The sequence below is a fragment of the Streptomyces coacervatus genome (genome assembly GCF_029223485.1).
Taxonomy (GTDB): Bacteria; Actinomycetota; Actinomycetes; order Streptomycetales; family Streptomycetaceae; genus Streptomyces; species Streptomyces coacervatus.
Window position 1 is genome coordinate 172441 of record NZ_JARHTP010000003.1, and the last position, 24623, is coordinate 197063.

The following is a 24623-nucleotide window of genomic DNA, read 5'->3' on the forward strand; positions in this document are numbered from 1 at the left end:
AGCGGCCGCCTACGATGGGCGCGTGCCAAACGTGACCCTCGCCGACGCCCTGGCGGCCGTGCGCAACCCGCTCTCCTTCATCGCCGGACGCTGGACCCCCGAGCCCCGGACGGTCCAGCGGTCGGCCCTTTCCGCGCTCGTCATGTCGGTGGTGATCGTGGTCACCGGCGGTGCGGTGCGGCTGACCGGTTCCGGGCTCGGCTGCCCGACCTGGCCGAAGTGCACCGCCACCTCGCTCGCCCCCACGGGTGCGATGAACTTCCACAGCGCCATCGAGTTCGGCAACCGCATGCTGACGTACGTGCTGTGCGCGGCCATCGGCTGGGCGATCGTCGCCGCGCGCTCCGAGAAGCCGTACCGGCGCAGCCTGACCCGTCTGGGCTGGGCGCAGTTCTGGCTGGTCATGAGCAACGCGGTGCTGGGCGGCATCGTGGTGCTGGTCGGCCTCAACCCGTACACGGTCGCGGCGCACTTCCTGCTCGCCTCGGCGCTGATCGCGGTCGCCACCGTGATGTGGCAGCGCACCCGCGAGGGCGACGGGGCGCCCCGGCCGCTGGTCGGCAAGCCCGTGCAGCAGATGGTGTGGTTCCTGGTCGCGGCCTCCGTGCTGCTGATCGCGGTCGGCACGGTGGTCACCGGCTCAGGTCCGCACGCCGGCGACTCCAGCGAGGTCGAGCGCATGCCGCTGGACTGGGAGACGATCAGCAAGCTGCACGCCGTACTGGCCTGGATCGTGGTCACCCTGACCTTCGCCCTGTGGTTCGTCCTCAAGGCGGTCGACGCCCCCAAGAGCCCCCTGCACCGCACCCGCGAACTCTTCCTTGTCCTGCTCTCCCAGGGCGTCATCGGCTACGTCCAGTACTTCACCAACCTCCCCGAGGCCCTGGTCGGCCTGCACATGCTGGGCTCGGGCCTGGTGTGGATCTGGGTGCTGCGGGTGCTGCTGGCGATGCGGGAGCGGCCGGAGGCGGAGGTACAGCTGCCGGGGCCGGCTCAGTCGGGGTCAGCCGTGGGGGTCGGGGTCTGAGGAGGCCCCGGCCGCCCAAGCCCCTCCTCGGGGCTGTCCCGTGGCGGCGTCAGCAGTGTGTTGAACACAGCGCGCAGCTTGTCCACTGTCTGCCGGGAGAACATGCCGACCAGTGCGGCCACGGAGGTCACGCCGTACGGGTTGATGTCGCTGGACGAGGCCATGCTGGTCGTCAGCCCACCGCGCAGGAAGCAGTACACGACGAGCGCCAGCGCCGCCCCCACGAACGGCTCCAGGACGTACATCGTGATCCAGCTGCGTCTCAGTTTCCGGTCGCCGACATACTCGTAGACCGAGCGGAGCACATGGATCAGCGCGCCGAGGCCCCCGGCGGACGCCACGACCAGGAAGAGCCGAGTGTCGCGCAGCAGCCCGGGCACCCAGAACAGGATCCGGATCCGGTCGGCGTGCGGCGCCCCGCCGTTCGCCACGGCGGACGGCGGCCAGGCCTGCACCAGCACGGTGCCGAGCGTGACGGTGAGGACCAGCAGCACGGCGATCAGGACGACGACATCACGCGGTGTCGCGAGAACCGGGTCCCGCGGACGCGGCTCCCCCTGTGCCACCACGGTCCCCTAGTCCGCGACCGAACCCTGGGGCTCCATCAGACCGGCCTGTTCCAGGCAGGTGACACCGCGTGGCGTGATGCTCCAGACGTTGTGCCGCCACTGCTTGCCCTTCCACGCCACGCCGGACGACAGAAGCTTGCGGCCGACCCGGCTGATTTCCGTGATGTCCACTTGGAGCCGCTCGGCGAGCTGCTCGTTGCTCAAGCCGGGCTCGTGTGCGATCGCCGTCAGGAAGCGTGCGGCATGGCCGTGCGGGTCGAGGTTCAGCTGCAGGCCCGACGGCAGCCGGCGCAGTGCCCAGAACGTGATGTCGATCTGACCGAGCAGCCGGCCGCGCTGTCCGGCGGACTTGAGGTCGGAGTTCTCCTCCTGCGGTCCCAGATGCCCGTACAGCCGGCGCAGCCCGTCGTGGGCCGCGCGCAGGGCCGACTCGTCGGCGGCCAGGGACGCATCGTTGATGAGCATGCCCAGGGAGCTGAAGCACCCCTCCGTCATCCCGGAGTCCATCTGCATCTCGTCGATCAGATTCCGTACCTCGGTCGCCCTGTCGTGCCGGCCGCTCTCCCACTCGTTCATGGCGTGTCCCCCGATCTCCACTCCTCGGCTGTTGGTTCCGTTCCACCATGCGCCGATGTCAAGTGACTGTCAAGTGATGAGCGGATGATTCTTTCCAAGGCTTCGAAAGATCGCCGCGGAATCCCGCAGGAGATCAACGAGTCTCATTTGTTACAACTCCGTCGACACATCCAATGCGCATATTCGGTGACCGCCGTTAACATCTGGTTACGCGCTCACGCATCGGGGGGATGAACCATGAACGAAGAAATGCCGCGCGCCGCCGTACATTCGATCAACGGGGTTGAATTAACAGCCGATCCGGCCGACCTCTTCGTGATTCTTTACGATCTGCTTCCGGAAGAGCGCTTCCGTGCCGACGAAGCGATCGATTGGTTGCAGGATTTGACCGTTCGGGAAAAAGCCGATCACATCTGCAGGCAGGTCCTGCAGACCGGCCGCGTCACCGAGAAGCTGGCGGGCGACATCGTCCGCGAGGTCGACAACCACGGCCACCTGGGCATGTTCACCGCCCTGGTCGGCCTGGACCGGGCCCTGGCCGCGGCCAACCCGTTCAACACACGCTTCAACGACCCGACCATGGACTGGCTCAGGGTCCGCTACATCCGCCACAACCGCCTCAACACCCCCCGCAGGACGACGGGGCTGCTCCTGCCGCGCTGCGCACGGCCGGGAAAGGTGATGGCGGAGTGGGAGAACAAGACGGATTTCTTCAACGTCCACCGAGTCACTCCGGACGACTGCCGACGAATCCGGCTCAGCCGGATACCCGCCCTGAACGATCCGGGATTCAAGGGCGAGGAATCGATTTCCATCGGTGCCGTTCCCATCGTGGAAAGGTATACCGATCTGAAGTTCGAATGGGAGAGGAAAGGTCCAGGCCGACGATATCGGATCACGCCCTCGGAGGATCTCGGTGTCCGCATCGGCTCGGCGGTCCGTAATCTCTGGCAATCGGGCGCCGAGATCGGCGTGCTGCCCGAGAGCACGGTGTCCACTCCGCTGCTCAAGAACTGGAAGAACGCACTCAGGGAGCTGCCACAGGACAGCGGCCTGCGGTGGCTTCTGGTGGGCACCGGACCGCTCACCGACACCAACCCGCCCCCGAACCGGGCAGTCCTGATCGACTGCCGTACCCGCGAGGTGATCCTGCGGCAGGACAAGATGGCGGGCTTCACCGTCACCACCGATCTGGCCGACCAGTGGCGGCTGCCCGGGGGACCGCACCAGGGACTCGCCCGCGAGGACATCAACCGGGGCACGGAAATCACCGTGCTGGAGAGCTCGCTGGGACGCCTGGCCGTCTTCATCTGCGAGGACATCAAGCAGTCGGTCCGCTGGGCGGCCCAGCTCCAGGCCCTGGGCGTCTCCCACATCTTCGTGCCGCTCTTCGCCGCCCCCATCCTGCGGGCGCGGCCCCAGTGGGAGCGTCAGGCGGCACAGCGGTGCATCGAGGAGCTCGGCGCCTGGGTCGTCCTGTCCAACAGCCTCGCTGTCGGCGCCGAGATGAAGACACCGGACTACGTCGAACCGGGGGACGGCTTCAACTGCGTCGTGGTGGGACCGCGCACCCACAAGGCGACCACGTACGCCGACTACGACACCCAGTTCTGCCGCGCCGACAGCGCCGTGGACGTGTCCCGCGTGCACTACCGGAACGACACACCGCAGACCGCCGAGGACGGCATGCCCCTGCCCCTGCCCACCCTGCAGCCGGGCTGGTCGGAGGTGGAGCCTGCCTATGCGGACGTGGACGACGAGCCGGACTGGGGCGAGGCCGGATAGCCGCCCCGAGATGGTGCGGCTCACTCCAGCCCGTACACCCTCCGCGCATTCCCCGCCGCCACCATCCCCGCCACCCGCTGCGCATCCCCCAGCGACCACGCCCCCTCGGCCACCCAGCCGCCCAGCACCCGCCCCAGGGCCTCCCGGAACAGCCGCGCCCCCACGACATGCAGTTCGGGCAGCCCGTGGGCGCCGGTGGAGAAGAGGATCTTGCCGAAGGGGGCCAGTTCCAGGAGTTCGGCCAGGACGGTTGCGGCGCGGGCGCCGGTGCGGACCAGGGCTGCGCCCGAGTCGGCGTAGACGTGCGGGAAGACGGCGGCCAGGTGCGCGGCGTGGCGGTGGTACGGGTAGCCGTGCAGCAGGACCAGATCGGTACCCAGCCCCGCCGTCGCACGGACGAAGTCGGTGAGCAGCACCGGGTCCGTGCGGTCGATGCGCTGGCCCGGTTCGCCGAGGCCCGCGTGCAGCTGGAGCGGCAGGCCGGAGGCGACCGCGATCCACAGCAGGTGGCGCAGGAGGACGGGGTCGGTCAGTTCGCCGCCCACCCGGCGCCCGGCCAGCCACCGCCCGGCCGCGCCCCGCACCTCCCCGGGCCCCGGCGGCTCGGGCGCGAGCGCCAGGCCGTGCCGTACGCCCGCGACCGACGTGAAGGCCACCGCGCCCGCGGCCGCCCCGTGCACCGACTCGGCGAGGTTGGCGAGGAAGGACTCGACGGTGCCGGAGGTGTCGGCGACCTGTTCGGCCAGTAACTCCAGGCGGACGATCTCACGGGCCTCCGCGGCCCCGGCGGACGCCAGCTCGGCGGGGCCGGTCAGATCGCCGGGCAGCCCCGTGTCGACCAGATACGTCGTGATGCCGCTGCCGCGCAGCAGTCTGCGGCCCGACTCCAGTACGCCGAGTTCACGACGCCGGGCGAGATAGCGGGCGGGCGGACAGTGCGGTTCCAGGCCGAGCAGCGGGGGACACCAGCGGCGTACGGCGAAACCGGTCTGGGTGTCGAAGAGGGTCGTGCCGGGTGCGGGCGGGCCCTCGGTGCGCGACAGCTGGGCCTCGAAGGTGCCGAGACCCAGCTCCGTCCTCAGTACGCCGTGGCAGTACTGGTCCACGAGGGACGGCGTTTCGATCATCCGGACTCCCCGTGTGCTGGCCCCTGCGCTTGTCGCAGGGCCTAACGGGTGAACCGGGCACTAGGTGTTGCTAGGACCGCCCACCTGGATGCCCGCCATGCGCGTCCACTCGTAGCGGCCCGTCTTGACCTTGGCCGCGAACTCGCCGTCGAAGTCCTCGTGGACGGTGATGCCGGCCTTCTCCACCGCCTTCTCGGCCAGCTCGTACGAGGGCGCCACCAGGTCGCCCCAGCCGCCGTCCTCACCGACGAGGACGATGCGCGCGCCGCGCTCGCCGATGTAGGCCACCTGGCCCTCGGCCCCGCCGTGCGCCTTGGAGAAGGCGCTGATCTGCTTGGCGAGCTTCGCCACCTTGCGCTCGGCCTTGGGGTCAACCTGCTGCGTGTCTGCCATGGCCAGGATGCTACCGACGGGTAGCTCGAACGGCGACGGGCGGGGTGCGTGGCCTTGACCACGCACCCCGCCCGAAACGACGTACAAAAAAGACAGAGAAGAAGGACTACCGCAGGAACGGGTCCACCGCGACCGCGACGAAGAGGAGCGACACATAGGTGATGGACCAGTGGAACAGCCGCATCTCCTTCAGCTTCCCGCCCGTCACCTCCGCCTTGGCGCGGTTCTGCAGCCCGTGCGCCTCCCACAGCCAGAAGCCGCCGGCCAGCAGCGCCACGAGCGTGTAGAACCAGCCCGTGTAGCCGAGAGGGGTGAGCAGGAGCGAGACCGCGACCATCACCCAGCTGTAGATCACGATCTGCTTGGCGACCACCTTGTTGGAGGCGACCACCGGCAGCATCGGCACGCCCACGCGCGCGTAGTCGTCCTTGACCTTCATGGACAGCGGCCAGTAGTGCGGCGGCGTCCAGAAGAACATGACGAGGAAGAGGATGACCGGCGCCCACGACATGGAGTCGGTGACGGACGACCAGCCGATGAGGACCGGGAGGCAGCCGGCGATGCCGCCCCACACGATGTTCTGCGAGGTACGGCGCTTGAGGATCATCGTGTAGACGACGACGTAGAAGAGGAGCGCTCCGAGGCTCAGCCAGGCGGACAGCCAGTTGACGGTGAGACCGAACAGGAGCGTCGAGACGACCGCGAGGGTGATGCCGAAGGCGAGGCACTCGCGCGGGCTGACCATGCCGGTGACCAGCGGGCGCTGCGAGGTGCGGTCCATCAGGGCGTCGATGTCGCGGTCGATGTACATGTTGAGCGCGTTCGCGCCGCCCGCGGAGAGGTAGCCGCCGATACAGGTGAGCAGGACCAGCTTCAGGTCCGGCACGCCCTGCTGGGCGAGGAACATCACCGGAACAGTGGTGATGAGCAAGAGCTCGATGATCCGCGGCTTGGTCAGCGCCACGAACGCCTTGACACGGGCCCCGAACGGCCGGTGACGCGGGCTCTCGCTCGCACCGAGTACCCCCGCTGGACGGGATTCGACGGCCGTCACGCACACCCCTACAGAGACATCCCAGCAAGCCCCACCCTGTGAAGTCCCGGTAAAGGCTCGCGCGTACCACGCCACTTTAGACGTTGCCCATACCCCGATCTTCGCGGGGGTGGGGTCGTGTTGGGAGGGGCCCTCGACCAGCCGCGGGACCAGCCCCGCAGGGGCGCGCTCATCGGTCGCACGGAAGCTCGATTGAGTACTCGGATGAGCCCCTGCGTATTCAGTTGCCGAATGCGATCTGCCCAGTCGGGAGGCGGATCCCCCGCGGGCCCGGCAGTCTGGAATGACTCGAAAAAATGCACGTTCTCACGGGGGTAGGCTCGACAACGGCCGGTGGGCGTCCAGTGCGCCGGCATTCGACATGCGTGACATTTCGACATGCGTGATGTGGAGAGGAGCCCTGACTCAGGGTGAGCACCAAGCCGACCACCACAGACCTCGAGTGGACCGAGTTGGACCAGCGGGCCGTCGACACCGCCCGCGTCCTGGCCGCCGACGCCGTACAGAAGGTCGGCAACGGCCATCCGGGTACGGCGATGAGCCTGGCGCCCGCCGCCTACACCCTCTTCCAGAAGGTGATGCGGCACGACCCGGCCGACCCGGAGTGGGTCGCCCGCGACCGCTTCGTGCTGTCCGCCGGCCACTCGTCCCTGACCCTCTACACACAGCTCTACCTGGCCGGTTTCGGCCTGGAGCTGGATGACCTGAAGGCCTTTAGGACATGGGGTTCGAAGACCCCGGGTCACCCTGAGTACGGCCACACCAAGGGCGTCGAGACGACCACCGGCCCGCTCGGCCAGGGTGTCGCCAACGCGGTGGGCATGGCGATGGCCGCCCGCTACGAGCGCGGCCTGTTCGACCCGGACGCGGCGCAGGGCGAGTCCCCCTTCGACCACTTCATCTACGCCATCGCCGGTGACGGCTGCCTCCAGGAGGGCATCTCCGCCGAGGCGTCCTCACTCGCCGGCCACCAGCAGCTCGGCAATCTGATCCTGCTGTGGGACGACAACCACATCTCGATCGAGGGCGACACCGAGACGGCCGTCTCCGAGGACACCGTCAAGCGGTACGAGGCCTACGGCTGGCATGTGCAGCGCATCGCCCCGAAGCCGGACGGCGACCTCGACCCGCACGCGATCTACAACGCGATCGAGGCCGCGAAGCAGGTGACGGACAAGCCGTCCTTCATCGCGATGCGTTCGATCATCGCCTGGCCCGCCCCGAACGCCCAGAACACCGAGGCCGCCCACGGCTCGGCGCTCGGCGACGACGAGGTGGCGGCCACCAAGCGGGTCCTCGGCTTCGACCCGGAGCAGTCCTTCGAGGTCTCCGACGACGTCATCAAGCACACCCGGCAGGCGCTGGAGCGGGGCCGCGAGGCGAAGGCCGACTGGGAGAAGTCGTTCCAGCTGTGGCGGCAGAACAACCCCGAGCGCGCCGCCGACTTCGACCGGATCAACGCCGGTGAGCTGCCCGCGGGTTGGGAGGAGAAGCTCCCGGTCTTCGAGCCCGGCAAGGGCGTCGCCACGCGTGCGGCCTCCGGCAAGGTGCTGCAGGCGCTGGGTGCCGTGATCCCCGAGCTGTGGGGCGGCTCCGCCGACCTGGCCGGCTCGAACAACACGACCATTGACAAGAACAGTTCCTTCCTGCCGGCGGACAACCCGCTGCCGGAGGCGAACCCGTACGGCCGCACGATCCACTACGGCATCCGCGAGCACTCCATGGCCGCGGAGATGAACGGCATCACGCTGCACGGCAACACCCGTGTCTACGGCGGTACGTTCCTGGTCTTCTCCGACTACATGCGCAACGCCGTTCGGCTGTCGGCGCTGATGCACCTGCCGGTGACCTACGTGTGGACGCACGACTCCATCGGTCTCGGCGAGGACGGCCCGACGCACCAGCCGATCGAGCACCTCGCGTCGCTGCGCGCCATCCCCGGACTCAATGTCGTACGTCCGGCCGACGCCAACGAGACCGCGATCGCCTGGCGCGAGATCCTCAGGCGCTACACGAAGGTCTTCGGCAAGGGCGCCCCGCACGGCCTGGCGCTGACCCGTCAGGGCGTGCCGGCGTACGAGCCCAACGACGATGCCGCCAAGGGCGGTTACGTCCTGTTCGAGGCCGAAGGCGGAGACGCTCAGGTCATCCTCATCGCCACCGGTTCCGAGGTGCACGTCGCCGTCGAGGCGCGCGAGCAGCTGCAGGCCGACGGGGTACCGACGCGCGTTGTGTCCATGCCGTCCGTGGAGTGGTTCGAGGAGCAGGACCAGGGGTACCGGGACAGCGTTCTGCCGCCGAACGTGAAGGCGCGGGTCGCGGTCGAGGCCGGTATCGGTCTTACCTGGCACAAGTACGTCGGGGACGCCGGTCGCATCGTTTCCCTGGAGCACTTCGGTGCTTCCGCCGACGGCAAGGTCCTCTTCCGCGAGTTCGGCTTCACTGCCGAGAACGTGGCCGCCAAGGCGCGGGAATCCATCGCCGCCGCCCAGCGCTGACGCTCACATACGACACGTAGGAGATGTAATTCCATGACAGACGCACTCAAGCGCCTCTCCGAAGAAGGCGTCGCGATCTGGCTGGACGACCTGTCGCGCAAGCGGATCACGTCCGGCAACCTCGCCGAGCTGATCGACCAGCAGCACGTCGTGGGCGTCACCACCAACCCGACGATCTTCCAGAAGGCGATCAGCGGCGGCGACGGCTACGAGCAGCAGCTCACCGACCTCGCCGCCCGCAAGGTCACCGTGGACGAGGCCGTCCGCATGATCACGACGGCGGACGTCCGCGACGCCGCCGACATCCTGCGCACCGTCTTCGACGCCACCGACGGCCAGGACGGCCGTGTGTCGATCGAGGTCGACCCGCGGCTCGCCCACAACACCAAGGCGACGGTCGCCGAGGCCAAGCAGCTGGCCTGGCTGGTCGACCGCCCCAACACGCTCATCAAGATCCCGGCCACCAAGGCGGGTCTGCCGGCGATCACCGAGGTCATCGGCCTCGGTATCAGCGTCAACGTCACGCTGATCTTCTCGCTGGAGCGCTACCGCGAGGTCATGGACGCCTACCTCTCCGGCCTGGAGAAGGCCAAGGAGCGCGGCCTCGACCTGTCGCTGATCCGTTCGGTCGCGTCCTTCTTCGTGTCCCGTGTGGACACCGAGATCGACCAGCGGCTCGACGCGCTCGGCACCGACGAGGCGAAGGCGCTGCGCGGCAAGGCCGCCGTCGCCAACGCGCGTCTCGCCTACCAGGCGTACGAGGAGGTCTTCTCGTCCGCTCGCTGGAGCAAGCTGGAGAACGCGGGCGCCCGCAAGCAGCGTCCGCTGTGGGCCTCGACCGGCGTGAAGGACCCGGCGTACAAGCCGACCCTCTACGTCGACGACCTGGTGGCGCCGAACACGGTGAACACCATGCCGGAGGCCACCCTGCAGGCCACCGAGGAGCACGGTTCGATCACCGGCAACACCGTCGCCGGCACGTACGAGCAGGCCCGCGCGGACATCGACGCCGTCGAGAAGCTCGGGATCTCGTACGACGACGTGGTCCAGGTTCTGGAGGACGAGGGCGTCGAGAAGTTCGAGGCGTCCTGGAACGACCTGCTCAAGTCGACCGAGGCGGAGCTGGAGCGCCTCGCCCCCTCGGAGGGCTGATCCCTTGGCGCCTTTTGCCGGTTCCGGAGCGAACCCGCTTCGTGACCCCGCCGACCGACGGCTCCCGCGTATCGCGGGGCCGTCGGGCCTGGTCATCTTCGGCGTCACGGGCGATTTGTCCCGAAAGAAGCTCATGCCCGCCGTGTACGACCTCGCGAACCGGGGTCTGCTGCCGCCGGGCTTCTCGCTGGTGGGCTTCGCCCGCCGCGAGTGGCAGCACGAGGACTTCGCGGCCGAGGTTCACGACGCCGTCAAGGAGCATGCCCGTACGCCGTTCCGAGAGGAGGTCTGGCAGCAGCTCATCCAGGGGATGCGCTTCGTCCAGGGCACCTTCGACGACGACGACGCGTTCGAGCGGCTGCGCGGCACGATCGAGGAGCTCGACAAGGCGCAGGGCACGGGCGGCAACTTCGCCTTCTACCTGTCGGTGCCGCCGCGCTCCTTCCCGGTCGTCATCCAGCAGCTGAAGAAGCACGGCCTGGCGGACCAGAGCTCCGGCTCCTGGCGTCGCGCGGTCATCGAGAAGCCCTTCGGTCACGACCTGAAGTCGGCCGAGGAGCTCAACAAGGTCGTCCACGAGGTCTTCGCCCCGGACCAGGTCTTCCGTATCGACCACTACCTGGGCAAGGAGACCGTCCAGAACATCCTGGCGCTCCGCTTCGCCAACACGATGTTCGAGCCGATCTGGAACCGGTCCTTCGTGGACCACATCCAGATCACCATGGCCGAGGACATCGGCATCGGCGGCCGGGCCGGCTACTACGACGGCATCGGCGCCGCCCGTGACGTCATCCAGAACCACCTCCTCCAGCTCATGGCCCTGATGGCCATGGAGGAGCCCGCCTCCTTCGACGCGGACGCGCTGGCCGCGGAGAAGACCAAGGTGCTCGGGGCGGTACGGCTGCCGAAGGACCTGGGCCTGGCCACCGTGCGCGGACAGTACGCGGCGGGCTGGCAGGGCGGCGAGAAGGCGGTCGGGTACCTCCAGGAGGAGGGCATCGACGCCAAGTCGAAGACGGACACGTACGCGGCCATCAAGCTGGAGGTGGACAACCGCCGTTGGGCGGGGGTTCCCTTCTATCTCCGCACCGGCAAGCGCCTGGGCCGTCGCGTCACCGAGATCGCGGTCGTCTTCCAGCGGGCACCGCACTCCCCCTTCGACCACACGGCGACGGAGGAGCTCGGCAAGAACGCGATCGTCATCCGCGTCCAGCCGGACGAGGGCGTGACGGTCCGCTTCGGCTCGAAGGTGCCGGGCACCTCGATGGAGATCCGGGACGTGTCGATGGACTTCGCCTACGGCGAGTCCTTCACCGAGTCGAGCCCGGAGGCGTACGAGCGCCTGATCCTGGACGTCCTGCTCGGCGACTCGAACCTCTTCCCGCGCACCGAGGAGGTCGAGCTGTCCTGGCAGATCCTCGACCCGATCGAGCAGTACTGGGACAAGAACGGCAAGCCCGCCCAGTACCAGTCCGGCACCTGGGGGCCCGTCGAGGCGGACGAAATGCTCGAGCGAGACGGACGGAGCTGGCGCCGGCCATGAAGATAGACCTCACGGACACCACGGCCAGCAAGATCAACAAGGCACTGGTGCAGGGCCGCCGCGCCATCGGCACACCGGCCGTCGGCATGGTGCTCACCCTGGTCATCGTGACGGACGAGGAGAACGCGTACGACGCCCTGAAGGCCGCGAACGACGCCTCGCACGAGCACCCCTCGCGCACCCTCGTGGTCATCAAGCGCGTCTCGCGCACCCCCCGCGACCGTACGCAGTCCAGGCTGGACGCCGAGGTGCGGGTGGGCGCGGACGCGGGGACGGGCGAGACGGTCGTGCTCCGTCTCTACGGCGAAGTCGCCGACCACGCCCAGTCCGTCGTCCTGCCCCTGCTGCTGCCGGACGCCCCCGTGGTCGTCTGGTGGCCGGTGAACGCGCCCCTCGACCCGGCGAACGACCCGCTGGGCGCGCTCGCCCAGCGCCGTGTCACGGACACGTACGCGGCGGAGCAGCCGGTCCGGGAGCTGTCGGCCCGGGCCGACACCTACACACCGGGCGACACGGACCTCTCCTGGACCCGCATCACGCCTTGGCGCTCGATGCTGGCCGCGGCTCTCGACCAGGTCACCTGCGAGGTGGAGGCCGTCGAGGTGGAGGGCGAGGAGTTCAACCCGAGCTGCGAGCTGCTGGCGATGTGGCTGGCGGACCGGCTGGACGTGCCGGTGAAGCGGTCGCTGTCGGGCGGCCCGGGTCTGACGGCGGTCCGCATGGCCACGGACACGGGCCAGATAGTCCTGGACCGCGCGGACGGCTCGCTGGCCACGCTCTCCATCCAGGGCCAGCCGGACCGTGCGGTGGCGCTGAAGCGGCGGGAGACGGCCGAGCTGATCGCGGAGGAGCTGCGGCGGCTGGACCCGGACGACACGTATGCGTCGGCGCTGCGGTTCGGGGTGGACCGGTTGAACCCTTCGGTCCCGGAAGCGGCGGCCGAACCGGATGTGGCCCCCAAAGGAGAAGAGGCCGTCGTCGAAGTCGCTACGAAAGCTGTGGAAGCCACCGCACCGGAAGCGGAGGCGCAGGCACCGGTGAACGACGCGGCGAAGAGGGCGAAGAGCACGGCCACGAAGGCGGCGGCGAAGTGACTACTCCGCAGCTGGTCGTGCACCGCGACAAGGAACTGATGGCGCAGGCCGCCGCGGCCCGCCTCATCACCAAGATCGTGGACGCGCAGGCCTCCCGGGGCTATGCGTCCGTGGTCCTGACGGGCGGCCGCAACGGCAACGGCCTGCTGGCCGCCCTGGCCGCCGCCCCGGCCCGGGACGCGATCGACTGGGGCCGGCTGGACCTCTGGTGGGGAGACGAGCGCTTCCTGCCCGAGGGCGACCCGGACCGCAACGTCACTCAGGCGCGCGAGGCCCTGCTGGACTCCGTCCCGCTGGACCCCAAGCGCCTGCATGCCATGCCGGCGTCGGACGGCCCGTACGGCGCCGACGTGGACGCGGCGGCGGCCGGGTACGCGGAGGAACTGGCTCTGGCGGCCGGTCCGGAGAACCACGGTGCCGTGCCCACCTTCGACGTGCTGATGCTGGGCGTCGGCCCGGACACGCATGTGGCGTCGCTGTTCCCGGAACTGCCGGCGGTCTACGAGACGGAGCGCACGGTGGTCGGCGTCCATGGTGCGCCGAAGCCGCCGCCCACGCGGGTGACGCTGACCCTGCCGGCGATCCGTGCGGCACGTGAGGTCTGGCTGCTGGCTGCCGGTGAGGACAAGGCGCAGGCGGCGGCGATTGCCCTGTCGGGTGCGGGCGAGGTACAGGCTCCGGCGGCGGGCGCCCGCGGGCGCTCCCGCACGCTGTGGCTCCTGGACGCGGCGGCGGCCTCGCAGCTGCCGCGGTCGCTGTATCCGCTGGCATCGCCGTGAGCTGAGGGTGCGGCGGGGGTTTTCGCCCCCGCCGCCCCTACCCGTCCCGTACCGGGGGCCAGCCCCCGGACCCCCGCTCCTCAAACGCCGGAGGGGCTGAATTTCGCCGGCCGGGGCTTGATCTTTCAGCCCGTCCGGCGTTTGAGGACGAGGCCGTTCAGGCCGAAGCGGGGGTCTGGGGGCGGCAGCCCCCAGGGACGGGACCAGAACCCTCACTTCACCGAACCCGCCATCACCCCCTGCACAAAGTGCCGCTGGAACGCGAAGAACACCACGACCGGCACCACCAGCGACACAAACGCCCCCGGCGCCAGCACATCGATGTTGCTCCCGAACTGCCGTATCTGCGACTGGAGTTGAACCGTCAGCGGCTGCGACGAACTGTCCGCGAACAGCAGCGCCACCAGCATGTCGTTCCACACCCACAGGAACTGGAAGATGGCCAGCGAGGCAATCGCAGGCCGCCCCACCGGCAGCACCAGCCGCGTGAAGATCCGCCACTCGCTGCCGCCGTCCATACGAGCAGCCTCCAGCATCTCCTTCGGCATCTCGGCGAAGTAGTTCCGCAGCAGGAACACGGCGAACGGCAGCCCGTACGCCACATGGAAGAGCACGACACCCGGAATCGTCCCGAACAGCCCCAGCTGCCCGAAGAGTTTGGCCACCGGCAGCAGCCCGATCTGCACCGGCACCACCAACAGGGCCACCACGACCAGGAAGACGGCCTCCCGCCCGGGGAAGTCCAGCCAGGCGAAGGCATATCCGGCGAGCGCCGCCAGCACCACGACCAGCACGGTCGCGGGCACCGAGATCAGCACCGTGTTCCAGAAGGCCTGCGTGATCCCGGCGTTCTTCAGCAGCGCCGAGTAGTTGTCGAAGGACAGCCGGCCGGGGCTGCTGAACACCGTCCACCAGCCACTGCTCGCCGAGTCCTGCGAAGACCGCAGCGAGGAGAAGAAGAGTCCGGCCAACGGCGTCAGCCACACCAGACCGATCAGCACCAGGAACGCCTGCACCAGACCACTGCTCAGACCGCGCCTCACCGCATTCATCGCTGACTCCTTCGGAATCGACGGACGTTGAAGACCATGGCGGGCACGACCAGCAGCAGAAGCAGCACACCGAGCGCGCTCCCCAGCCCCTGGTTGTTGCCGCCGCCGAACGACACCAGCCACATCTGCGTCGCGAGCACGGTCGCGTCCTCCTGCACCGGCCCTGGGGCGATGATGTAGACGAGGTCGAAGACCTTCATCACGTTGATCACGAGAGTCACGAAGACGACAGTCAGCACCGGCGCCAGCAGCGGAACCGTGATCCGCCGGAAGATCTGCCACTCGTTCGCACCGTCCATCCGGGCCGCCTCCAGCGCGTCCCGGGGCAGGGTCGCAAGGCCCGCGCCGATCAGCACCATCGCAAAGCCCGTCCAGATCCACAGATACGCCCCGATGATCGCCGGCGTGACGAGCATCGGCCCCAGCCAGGAGACGCCCTGGTACGGCTGCGCGAAGTTCGACCCGGGCAACTCCACTGTGTACGAGCCCGACTTGAGGCCCGTGAAGCGGAACGATCCGTCGGCCGCCGTCGTCGTGCTCGCGGCCGTCGTCCCGTCGTCCCGCACCGCCTCGACCTTCATCTGAGGCAGCCCGCTCTCCCGTGGGTCGACCTTGCCCTGCTTCCCGCCCCCACCGGGGGTGAAGTCCAGGTAGACGACCCCGCGCACCTCGTCGGCCGCCGCCTGGCGGTGCGCGGCGCCGTACGCGGGCCGGGCACCGCCCGGCAGGTCCTTCGGTGCGACGCCCACCAGGCCGAGCGCCACCGACTTCCCCGGCGACACGCTCCCGCTCGTCCGGTACGAGCCGTCGGCCCCCGCCTTCAGCCCCTGGCCCTCGCGTGCCCGTGCGGTCGGATACTCCGACGTGCCCTTGAAGGCGTCGTGCACCCCGACCACGGCCGCGTTGAGCACGCCCTTGTTGGGGTCCTCGTCGTAGGCGAGCCGGAAGATGATGCCCGCCGCCAGGAAGGAGACCGCCATCGGCATGAACAGCAGCAGCTTGAAGGCCGTCGCCCAGCGGACCTTCTCGACGAGTACGGCGAGAATCAGGCCCAGGCCGGTAAGGAGCGCGGGGGCCACGACGACCCAAATGGCCGTGTTCCGTACGGCTTTGAGGGTCGCCGGGTCCCGGAACATCTCGGTGTAGTTCTCGCCGCCCACGAAGCGCGTGCCGGACGCGTCGAAGAAACTGCGGCCGACCGAGAACAGCACGGGGTACACGACGAGCGCTCCCAGCAGGAGCAGCGCCGGGAAGACGAAGAGCAGGGCGATGATGCGGGCCCGCCGGCGCGACCGCCGGGCCCGCTCGACCGCCCCGATCCGGGGCGGACTTGTCTCTTTCACCAGAGTTGCGGTCATGGCCCGTCAGCCCTTGTAGGCCTTGGCTGCCGCGGCCTCCAGCTGTGCCGCGGTGCCCTTCGGGTCCGAGGGGTCGCGCAGGAAGTCCTGGAGCAGTTTCCACTCCCCGGCGCCCTTTGTGCCGCCGAAGGCCGCCGGTGCCTGGTCGGACATGTCGAAGCGGACCGAATCCCCGGCCGACACAAGGGACTTGGCGGTGGCGCGGGTGACGTCGTCGCCGTACGCATCGAGCGACAGCTTCTTGTTCGGGGACAGGAAGCCGCCCGCCTTCGCCCACACGGCAGCGGCCTCGGGGGTCGCCAGGTACTCCAGGAGCTTCATGCCGGCCGTGGTGTTCTTGCCGTCCTTCAGGACGACTGCCGCGTCACCGCCGCTGACCACCGGGGCCTTGCCGCCGTCCACCGCGGGGAAGGGGAAGAAGTTGGCGTCCGTGCCGATGGTCTTCCCGAACTGGTCATGGGCCACTCCGGCGACGAAGTCGCCCTCGTAGACCATGCCGGCCTCGGGCTTGGGCCCGAACACCTTCTCCACCGAGCCCGGGAAGTCGGTGTTGAGGGCCTCCTTCTGGCCGCCCGCGATCAGCTGCTTGTCCTTGAACAGCTTGCCGAGCGTGCCGAGCGCCTTGACGACGCTCGCGTCCGTCCACTTCAGCTTGTGGGCGGCCAGGGCGTCGTACTTCTCGGGGCCCGCCTGCGAGAGGTAGATGTTCTCGAACCAGTCGGTGAGGGTCCAGCCGTCCTGCCCGGCGACCGAGAAGGCGGAGAGCCCGGAGTCCGAGACGGTGTGTCCGGCCTTCAGCATGGCGTCGTACGTCTTCGGCGGCTTGACGCCGGCCTGGGTGAGGGCGCTGGGGCTGTACCAGACCGTCGACTTGTGGGCGGCCTTGAAGTAGAGGCCGTAGAGGGTGCCGTCGACGCTGCCGTACTTCTTCCAGACGGGCGCGTAACTCGCGTCCACCGACTTGCCGGTGGTGGCCGACAGCGGCTTCAGCCAGCCCTTCTTCGCGAACTGCTGCAACACGCCCACCTGCGGGACCATCACCACGTCGGGCGCGTTGCCGCCCTCGATCTTGCTGCCGACGACGGTGGAGACGTTGTCCCCGGTGGAGATGAACTGCGTCTTGGCGCCGGTCTTCGCGCTGAACGCGTCCAGCACCTTCTGGAAGTTCTTCTGCTCGCTGCCGGTCCAGACTCCGGCCACGGTGACGGTCTGGCCGTTGAGTGCCTTGTCGCCGCCACCGGCCGAGACCGGGCCGCCGCCTCCGCAGGCGGTCGCGCCGAGGGCGAGGGCCAGTGCGGTGCAGCTGGTGAGCAGGGTCGTGCGTCGTCGCATCATCGTTGATGTCCCTTCAAAGGGTGGGAAACTGACGAACAATCAGGGGTGATCGGCGGTGATCAGAGGTCCGGTGATCAGAGGTCACCGATCCACCAGGCCGCCGTGGAGCCGGGCAGCACCCCGGCCGTGCAGGGGCCGCTGGACAGCAGCGGGGTGCCGGAGACCGGCGCGGGCACGGGCGCCGTACCGAAGTTGACGGCGCAGACGAGGCCGTCGCCGCGGACGAAGGCGAGGACGCCGGGCGGGGTGTCCAGCCAGTCGAGCGTGCCCTCGCCCAACTGGGGCAGTGCGGCGCGGAGTTGGAGACCGTCGCGGTACAGGTGCCAGAAGGAGCGGGTGTCGGCGAGGGCGCGGTCGGTGGCGTACTCGGCGAAGTAGGAGGGCTGCGGGAGCCACGGCCGTGCGCTCTCCGCACCGGAGGTGAATCCGAAGGGTGACGCCTGTCCCGACCACGGCAGCGGGACCCGGCAGCCGTCGCGGATGCGGGCCCGGCTTCCGGTGCGGCGGAAGATCGGGTCGGTGAGCACGTCGTCCGGCAGGTCGACGACCTCGGGCAGGCCCAGCTCCTCGCCCTGGTAGATGTACGCGGCCCCGGGCAGCGCCAGCATCAGCAGCGCGGCGGCGCGGGCTCGGGCGGCGCCGAGGCCGCTGCCCTCGGTAGCCGGTTCGCCGTAACGGGTGACGGTACGGACCTGGTCGTGATTGTTGAGCACCCAGGTGACCGTCGAGCCCGTGCCGGCTATGTCCTGCATGGCCTCGGAGATGACCTTGCGGAAGGCGTCGGCGCTCCAGGGGGCGCTGAGCAGGTCGAAGAAGAAGGCCTGGTGGAGTTCGTCGGGGCGGACGTACTGCGCGTGCTCGCGCGCGGTCGGGACCGACACCTCGCCGACCAGCAGCCGCTCACGGCCGTCCCCTGCCGTGTACTCCTCGCACACCGCCCGCCAGTGCCGCCACACGTCGTGCACCTCGGGCTGGTTCCAGGCGAGCGGGTTGACGGAGTCGCGGGTGCGGGCGTCGGCCTCGGGGTCGTCCGAGTCGGGCAGCTCGGGGTGCTTGTAGAGGCCGGCGGCGACATCGATACGGAAGCCGTCGATGCCACGGTCGAGCCAGAAGCGGAGCACCCGGTCGAACTCGGCGCCGGTCTGGCGGTTGCGCCAGTTCCAGTCGGGCTGCTCGGGCGCGAACATGTGCAGGTACCACTGGCCGGGGCGGCCGTCCGGCTCGGTCACCCGGGTCCAGGCCGGGCCGCCGAACATGGAGTGCCAGTTGTTGGGCGGCTCCGCGCCGTCCGCGCCGCGGCCGTCGGAGAAGTGGAAGCGGTCGCGGGCCGCGCTGCCGGGCGCCGAGGCGAGCGCCTCCTGGAACCACGGGTGCTCACTGGAGCAGTGGTTGGGCACGACATCGAGGAGCACCTTGACGCCGAGCCGCCGGGCGGCCGCGATCAGCAGGTCGAACTCGGCGAGGTCGCCGAAGAGTGGGTCGACGCCGCAGTAGTCGGCCACGTCGTAGCCGTGGTCGTGCTGCGGGGACGGATAGAAGGGGCTCAGCCAGATCCCGTCGACGCCGAGTTTCTTCAGATACGGGAGTCCGGCGCGGACCCCGGCGAGATCGCCGATGCCGTCGCCGGTGCTGTCCAGGAAGCTGCGGACGTACACCTGGTAGATCACCGCGTCCCGCCACCAGCGGTACTTACTCAACATGCATGCATGTTAGGTAGGCGTGTCGTAAGGGTGTCAATGAAAGAAACAGAAGCTACTGGCGAGTCGCCCTAATAAAAGCGGACACACTGGAGCATTCTGAAGACAGATGAGACTTCTGCGTTACTTAACAAGTAACTAGCCGACTAGCGGTTGGAGATCGCCGCCAGCTCCCGCGCCAGCCTCCGCACCGCCGCCGCGGGCATCTCGTGCCCGGTCATCGCGTCGTGCACGACCGCCTGCACCACCAGGCTGACCTGGTCGTAGCGCGGGCTCTTGGGGCGCGGCGCGGCCGTGACCACGCTCCTGCGCAGGGTCGGCAGATACGGGAACCGCCGTATCAGCCCGGGATCTTCGTACAGCGCGGCGCGTACGGGCGGCAGCGCGCCGCGCGTGAGGACCTGGCGCTGGACGGGCTCGCTGGTGAGGTACGCCAGCAGGCGCGCGGCGGAGTCGGGGTGCCGGGTGTGCGTGTTGACGGCCAGGTTGGAGCCGCCGAGGACACTTCTGCCGGGCCCGTCCGGGCCGGGCAGCGGTACGGCGCCGATCCTGCCGGCGACCGGCGAGCCCTTCGCCGACGCGACGACGTAGGCGTAGGGCCAGTTGCGGAGGAAGAGCAGATGGCCGTCCTGGAAGGCCTGCTTGGACTCCTCCTCCTTGTACGTCAGCGCCTTCTTCGGGATCCAGCCCTCGCGCACGCCCCGGGCGAGGAAGCCGATGCCCTCGCGGGCGGCGGCCGAGTTCACGGTGACCCGTGCGCCCTCGTCGCCGAGGATGCTGCCGCCCGCGGAGTAGACGGCCTCGGCGGCGTTGACGGTGAGGCCCTCGTACGGGAGGAACTGCCCCGCGTAGCCGTCGAGTCCGTACTTCGGCGCGATGGTCTTGGCGTCCCGCTCCAGCTCGGCCCAGGTGCGCGGCGGCGGGACGCCCTCCTTGGCGAGGATGTCCTTGCGGTAGAGGAGCAGGCCGGCGTTGGTGACGTACGGGACGGCGTACAGCCGGCCGTCGTAGGTCGCCGTGTCCTCGACCGGCTTCAGGAAGGTCTTGAAGGGGAAGCGGTCGCGCGGCAGCGCCCGTATCCAGCCCGCCGCCGCGAACTCCGAGGTCCAGTTGACGTCGATATTGAGGACGTCGAACCGGCTGCGGTCGCCGCCGCGCAGGTCGGTGACCATCTGCGCATGGGTCTCGTCGGCGGAGTCCGGGAGTTCGACGAGGGTGACCTTCTCGCCGGGGTGGGTGCGGTTCCAGCCCTTGAGGAGGGGGCCGAGATAGCCGGTGAGGTCTCCGGCGGTGGCGAGCGTCAGCGGCCCGCGGCCGCTGCCCGGGGTCGCCTCGTCGGCGCGGGCGCCGGAGGCGACGTAACCCGCCATGACCACGACGAGTACCAGGAGACCCCTACCGGCGGCGTGTATCCACCGCATAGGTTCCTCCCTGTACAACCGGCACCACGGGCACCTTTGCCCGGGGACAGAGGCCATGTATACCTGTTAGGTATGCGCGATACTAGGGCCCGGAGCACATTGAGCGGACAGGAGGACAGCACGGGTGCGTCTGCCCCTCCTGGCACTGCTGGCACGCGGTCCGGCCCATGGCTACGAGCTCAAGCAGGACCTTGAGCAACTGCTGGGCTCCGCGTACCCTCAGCCGAACGTCGGCCAGATCTACGTAACCCTCGGCCGCCTCGAGAAGCAAGGGCTGATCGACGGTGAGGATGTCGAGCAGTCGAGCCGGCCCAACAAAAAGGTCTACCACCTCACCGACACCGGGCGGGAGGCGCTGCGCGCCTGGTTCGAGGAGCCCGAGGACGAGCCGCGGGTGCGGGACGAGTTCTTCATGAAGCTGGCGCTCGCTCCGCGGACCGGTCTCGCCGAGCAGATCGCCCTGATCAACAAGCAGCGGCGCCAATACCTCAACACCATGCGCGACCTGTCCAAGCTGGCCGCCGCCGAAGACCGCGACAACCGCATTTCCCATCTGCTGATCGAGGGCGCGATGCTGCACCTGCAGGCCGATCTCGACTGGCTGGAACGGTGCCAGGAAGAGCTGGAGGAGCTGGAGTGAGCGACAGTCCCGCTCCCGTGCTGCACGCCGAGGGCCTGGTCAAGACGCACTATGGCGAGGGCGCCCCGGCGCATGCCGTACGCGGGGTCGATCTGAGTGTCCGGCAGGGCGAGTTCGTGGCGGTCACCGGTCCGTCCGGGGCCGGCAAGTCGACTTTGCTGCATCTGCTGGGCGGGCTGCAGCGACCGGACGGCGGCAGCATCCGGCTGGACGGCGAGCGCACGGACGCGTGGAGCGAGGCGCGCTGGGCGGTGGAGCGCAGGAAGCGGATCGGGATCGTCTTCCAGTTCTTCAATCTCGTGTCGAATCTGTCGGTCGCCGACAACGTGGAGCTGCCGGCGCTGCTGGCCGGGGTGGCGCCGAAGCAGGCGCGCGCCGGGCGCGTGGAGCTGCTGGCCGAGCTGGGGCTGGATGGCAAGGACCGCAGCCTGCCGGGCGAGCTGTCGGGCGGCGAGCAGCAGCGGGTCGCACTGGCCCGGGCGCTGGTGAACCACCCGCCGCTCCTCCTGGCCGACGAACCCGCGGGCAGCCTGGACAGCAAGGGCACCCGCGAGGTGATGCGGCTGCTGTCCCGCTTCCACCAGCGCGGCCAGACGATCGTGCTGGTCACCCATGACGCCCGGCTGGCAAGTGCCGCGGACCGGGTGATCTGCTTCTTCGACGGCCGGATAGCGGACGACGCGGAGCTGGACGGCACACCGGCGTCCCGCAGGGGCGGGATATCCGGCGTGCTGGAGCTCAAGGACTGAGATGCGGCTGACCGAAATGCGGCTGACTGACATACAGGCAACTGGCATGCAGATGACTGACATGCCGGTGGCCGGCATGCGCGTGTACGACGCCCGCTGGAAGGGCTGACCCCGTGCGAGCCACGTTGCGCTGGGCGCACTCCGATCTGCGCACGCACCGCGGCGAGGCGCTGTTCCTCGTCCTCGCCACCGCCGGGATCGTGGTGTCGCTGCTGCTGGCCACGGCCCTGTTCGGGTATGCCACCAACCCCTGGCAGCGGATCTTCACCCAGGAGCGGGGCGCGCACGTCTGGATCCACACGGGCGAGTCCGCCCAGGTCCGGAAGCTGGCGGGCCTGGACGGCGTGGAGTCCGTCGCCGGCCCCTACCCCACCGCCTCCACCACCCTCGCCTCACGCGGCACCCGCGCCTCGGTCGAACTGCGTGCGACGCCCGACCGCCCCACCGTGGGCCGCCCGCTGCTCACCGCCGGCCACTGGCTGGACCCCGCCACCCCCGACGGCGTGGTGCTGGAGAGCCGCCTCGCCCGCGCCCTGCTCGCCGAACCGGGGGACACGCTCACCCTGCCGGGCAGGGCACGGACGGTGACCGTCCTCGGCGTGGCCGACAGCGCGGAGCCCCGCTATCGCGCGAACGAGCAGCCGGGCCTGGTCTGGGCACTCCCCGCCGCCGTGCCCCACCCCACCGGCCAGGTCATCGGCCTGCGCCTCACCAATCCCGACGACACGGACTACGCCGTCCAGCGCGCCGTCACCGTCCTCGGCGCGGGCGCCATCGGCGAGGTCTCGACCTGGCAGCAGGCACGCGCCGAGGCCCAGGGCGACAACCGGCTGCTCGGGCAGGTGCTGGGCCTGTTCGGGCTGGGCGCGCTGGTCGCCGCGGGCCTCGCCGTCCACGGCGCGATCGCCACCCGCATCCGCGGCCACCTGCGGGACATCTCGGTCCTGAAGGCGATCGGCTTCACACCCGGCCAGGTCGTCCGCGTGTTCCTGTTCCAGCACATCGCCTACGCGGTCCTGGGCGCCGTGACCGCCGCAACGCTCACCCAGGCCCTGGGCAGCCACTTCCCGGGCCGCCTCGGCGACGCCCTCGGTGTGTGGCAGGGACTGCCCGGCCACACGGTGGCCCTGTTCGCCATCCCGGTGGGCGCGGTGCTGTTCATCGGCGCCACGACGGGTCTCGCGGCCTGGCGAGCGGGGAGGGTGCCACCGGTGCCGGTGGCACGACCTGCGGCTGCGCCGGGAGGCGGGGGGCTGCTGAGGGTGACCCGGCGGGCGCTGGGACTGGGAGCCGCAGCCCCATCGAACGGCCGGCTGCCGGACGGAGCACGACAGACACCCAGCCCTCGGCCCGAAACTCCGACCGCCGAGCACTCCGCCCGCCCGCCCCACCGATCCCCCGGCTCACACCCCACCACCTCCCGGCCCGCGGCAGCGGGAGGTGCGGGGCTGCCGGGGGTGACCCGGCGGGCCCTGGGACTGGAGGCCGCAGCTCCGTCCGACCACCCGCTGTCGGGCAAGGTGCGAGGGGCGTTCGGCCCTCGGCCCGCGGCTCCGGCGAGCGGGCAACCCGGCGGCCCCGCACACCGCACACCGAGCCTGCATCCCACCGCCCCCTCTGGCGGGCAGCTCTCCGGCATGGCCCGGCGGGCGCTCGGTCTGGGGGTGCCGCCCGCGCTGGTGCTGGGCTGGCACACGGCCTTCGTCCGCCGGTTGCGGTCACTGGCCACCGTGGCCCGGCTGGCCCTGCCGCTGCTGCTGATCGTGGTGGCGATGAACGCCTGGACCACCATCGACCGCTTCCACAGCAGGCCCGAGCAGATCGGGCTCCCGGCCGCGCTCACCGTCCACGCCGACGCCGATCTGAGCGACCGGGACGCCCGCGCCCTGCTGCAACGCGACCCGCAGGTCGCCGCCGCCTACCCCGGTGTCGAGGTCGCCGCCCTGGTCCCGGGCCAGACGGCCACGATCGCCCTGCGCGGCCTCGGCACCCGCCACAACCCCTACCCGTACACCCTGGCCGAGGGCCGCCCCGCCCGCGGCAGCGACGAGGCGGTGGCCGGGCAGGGCCTCCTGGACCTGCTGGACGTCCGCGTCGGCGACTGGGTGCGGATGACGGTCGGCGACCAGCCGCAGATCCTGCACATCGTGGGCCGCAGCATCGAACCGGAGAACGCCGGCCGGGTCATCTCCACCTCCCTCGACACCCTCCGCGAGAACGACCCTCGCCTCGCCCCGACCCTCTACCAGCTCCGCCTGCGCCCCGGCGCCGACCCGCACGAGGTCGCCGGCCGGCTGGCCGCCGCCGGGCACGGACAGCTCGACGTGCACGCCGTGCCCAACCCGGCCGACGAGCTCTCGCCCCTGCGCTCGGTCGTCGTCGGCCTGATCGCCGTCCTGGCCCTCATCGGGCTCGTCGAACTGCTCACCGCCATCGGCGGCACCGTCCGCGAGGGCGAACGCGATCTGCTCGCCCTCAAGGCCATCGGCCTGTCCCCGCGCCAGATCACCGCGATCACCGTCACGGCCACCGGCTGCACCGCCCTGGCCGCCGTCCTCGCCGGCACGGCCCTGGGCACCCCCCTCGCCCACTGGCTGATCGACTCACAGGGCAGGTCCAGCGGCATCGGCTCGGGGATCGCCCAGGGCCCGTCCCCGATACTGCTGGTGCTGTTCGGCACGGCCGCGGTGCTCGGCGCGGCCGCGCTCGCCGCCCTCCCGGCAGCACGCGCGGCACGACGACGACTCGCGGACACGCTCAGCGCGGTGGCCTGA

20 protein-coding genes are annotated in these 24623 nt (G+C 69.9%); 10 read left to right on the forward strand and 10 right to left on the reverse strand.

What is annotated here, in order from left to right:
- Positions 1 to 31: 31 nt before the first annotated feature.
- Positions 32 to 1027, forward strand: coding sequence for a COX15/CtaA family protein (locus tag P2Q00_RS08340; RefSeq protein ID WP_275771851.1), 996 nt, complete (start codon positions 32 to 34; stop codon positions 1025 to 1027).
- Here the strand turns inward: P2Q00_RS08340 and P2Q00_RS08345 are convergent.
- Positions 994 to 1593: a hypothetical protein gene (locus P2Q00_RS08345; protein ID WP_275771036.1), complete on the reverse strand. Its 600-nt coding sequence runs from the start codon at positions 1591 to 1593 to the stop codon at positions 994 to 996. The two genes, P2Q00_RS08340 and P2Q00_RS08345, sit on opposite strands and share 34 nt — an antisense overlap.
- A 9-nt stretch (positions 1594 to 1602) precedes the next feature.
- The gene (locus P2Q00_RS08350; protein ID WP_275771038.1) at positions 1603 to 2172 is read right to left on the reverse strand and encodes a helix-turn-helix domain-containing protein; all 570 of its coding nucleotides are present in this window, start codon (positions 2170 to 2172) and stop codon (positions 1603 to 1605) included.
- 237 nt (positions 2173 to 2409) lie between these two features.
- Between P2Q00_RS08350 and P2Q00_RS08355 the strand changes: the two genes are divergently transcribed.
- Entirely contained in the window at positions 2410 to 3957 is a 1548-nt protein-coding gene (locus tag P2Q00_RS08355) for a carbon-nitrogen hydrolase family protein (RefSeq protein ID WP_275771040.1), read from the forward strand.
- Positions 3958 to 3977: 20 nt separating this feature from the next.
- Here P2Q00_RS08355 and P2Q00_RS08360 read toward each other — a convergent pair whose 3' ends face one another.
- The 3 genes from P2Q00_RS08360 to P2Q00_RS08370 all read right to left on the reverse strand — a co-directional run bounded on the left by P2Q00_RS08360 (position 3978) and on the right by P2Q00_RS08370 (position 6537).
- A complete protein-coding gene (locus P2Q00_RS08360; protein ID WP_275771042.1) occupies positions 3978 to 5084 on the reverse strand; it encodes an amidohydrolase family protein in 1107 nt (368 codons plus the stop codon).
- A gap of 60 nt (positions 5085 to 5144) precedes the next feature.
- Positions 5145 to 5477: a hypothetical protein gene (locus P2Q00_RS08365; RefSeq protein WP_275771043.1), complete on the reverse strand. Its 333-nt coding sequence runs from the start codon at positions 5475 to 5477 to the stop codon at positions 5145 to 5147.
- A gap of 106 nt (positions 5478 to 5583) precedes the next feature.
- Positions 5584 to 6537, reverse strand: coding sequence for a heme o synthase (locus P2Q00_RS08370; protein WP_275771044.1), 954 nt, complete (start codon positions 6535 to 6537; stop codon positions 5584 to 5586).
- Positions 6538 to 6941: 404 nt separating this feature from the next.
- Between P2Q00_RS08370 and tkt the strand changes: the two genes are divergently transcribed.
- The 5 genes from tkt to pgl are packed head-to-tail and all read left to right on the forward strand — an operon-like array spanning position 6942 to position 13597.
- Positions 6942 to 9029: a transketolase gene (tkt, locus tag P2Q00_RS08375; RefSeq protein ID WP_275771045.1), complete on the forward strand. Its 2088-nt coding sequence runs from the start codon at positions 6942 to 6944 to the stop codon at positions 9027 to 9029.
- A gap of 33 nt (positions 9030 to 9062) precedes the next feature.
- Positions 9063 to 10181 carry a transaldolase gene (gene tal, locus P2Q00_RS08380; RefSeq protein WP_275771046.1) on the forward strand — a complete coding sequence of 373 codons (1119 nt, stop codon included), beginning with the start codon at positions 9063 to 9065 and terminating at the stop codon, positions 10179 to 10181.
- A gap of 4 nt (positions 10182 to 10185) precedes the next feature.
- Positions 10186 to 11724: a glucose-6-phosphate dehydrogenase gene (gene zwf, locus P2Q00_RS08385; RefSeq protein WP_275771047.1), complete on the forward strand. Its 1539-nt coding sequence runs from the start codon at positions 10186 to 10188 to the stop codon at positions 11722 to 11724.
- Entirely contained in the window at positions 11721 to 12818 is a 1098-nt protein-coding gene (opcA, locus tag P2Q00_RS08390; protein WP_275771048.1) for a glucose-6-phosphate dehydrogenase assembly protein OpcA, read from the forward strand. The genes zwf and opcA overlap by 4 nt, the downstream gene beginning before the upstream one ends.
- Entirely contained in the window at positions 12815 to 13597 is a 783-nt protein-coding gene (gene pgl, locus P2Q00_RS08395) for a 6-phosphogluconolactonase (protein WP_275771049.1), read from the forward strand. Before opcA ends, pgl begins: the two co-directional genes overlap by 4 nt.
- 212 nt (positions 13598 to 13809) lie before the next feature.
- On the opposite strand, the gene P2Q00_RS08400 is transcribed toward pgl, so the two are convergent.
- From P2Q00_RS08400 to P2Q00_RS08420, 5 genes are all read right to left on the reverse strand, one after another.
- Complete coding sequence (locus P2Q00_RS08400; RefSeq protein ID WP_275771050.1) at positions 13810 to 14649, reverse strand: carbohydrate ABC transporter permease; 840 nt, start codon at positions 14647 to 14649, stop codon at positions 13810 to 13812.
- Positions 14646 to 16007, reverse strand: coding sequence for a carbohydrate ABC transporter permease (locus P2Q00_RS08405; RefSeq protein WP_275771051.1), 1362 nt, complete (start codon positions 16005 to 16007; stop codon positions 14646 to 14648). The genes P2Q00_RS08400 and P2Q00_RS08405 overlap by 4 nt, the downstream gene beginning before the upstream one ends.
- 6 nt (positions 16008 to 16013) lie before the next feature.
- A complete protein-coding gene (locus P2Q00_RS08410; protein WP_275771052.1) occupies positions 16014 to 17342 on the reverse strand; it encodes an ABC transporter substrate-binding protein in 1329 nt (442 codons plus the stop codon).
- A 74-nt stretch (positions 17343 to 17416) separates the two neighbouring features.
- Positions 17417 to 19042, reverse strand: a complete 1626-nt coding sequence (locus tag P2Q00_RS08415; RefSeq protein ID WP_275771053.1) for a glycoside hydrolase family 13 protein — start codon at positions 19040 to 19042, stop codon at positions 17417 to 17419.
- 143 nt (positions 19043 to 19185) lie between these two features.
- Entirely contained in the window at positions 19186 to 20460 is a 1275-nt protein-coding gene (locus P2Q00_RS08420) for an ABC transporter substrate-binding protein (RefSeq protein WP_275771054.1), read from the reverse strand.
- 124 nt (positions 20461 to 20584) lie between these two features.
- Here P2Q00_RS08420 and P2Q00_RS08425 point away from each other — a divergent pair, with 124 nt between their 5' ends.
- The 3 genes from P2Q00_RS08425 to P2Q00_RS08435 all read left to right on the forward strand — a co-directional run bounded on the left by P2Q00_RS08425 (position 20585) and on the right by P2Q00_RS08435 (position 24623).
- On the forward strand, positions 20585 to 21100 hold the full coding sequence (locus tag P2Q00_RS08425; protein ID WP_275771056.1) for a PadR family transcriptional regulator: 516 nt from the start codon (positions 20585 to 20587) through the stop codon (positions 21098 to 21100).
- A complete protein-coding gene (locus tag P2Q00_RS08430) occupies positions 21097 to 21849 on the forward strand; it encodes an ABC transporter ATP-binding protein (protein ID WP_275771057.1) in 753 nt (250 codons plus the stop codon). The genes P2Q00_RS08425 and P2Q00_RS08430 overlap by 4 nt, the downstream gene beginning before the upstream one ends.
- Before the next feature lie 113 nt (positions 21850 to 21962).
- Positions 21963 to 24623, forward strand: a complete 2661-nt coding sequence (locus tag P2Q00_RS08435) for an ABC transporter permease (protein ID WP_275771058.1) — start codon at positions 21963 to 21965, stop codon at positions 24621 to 24623.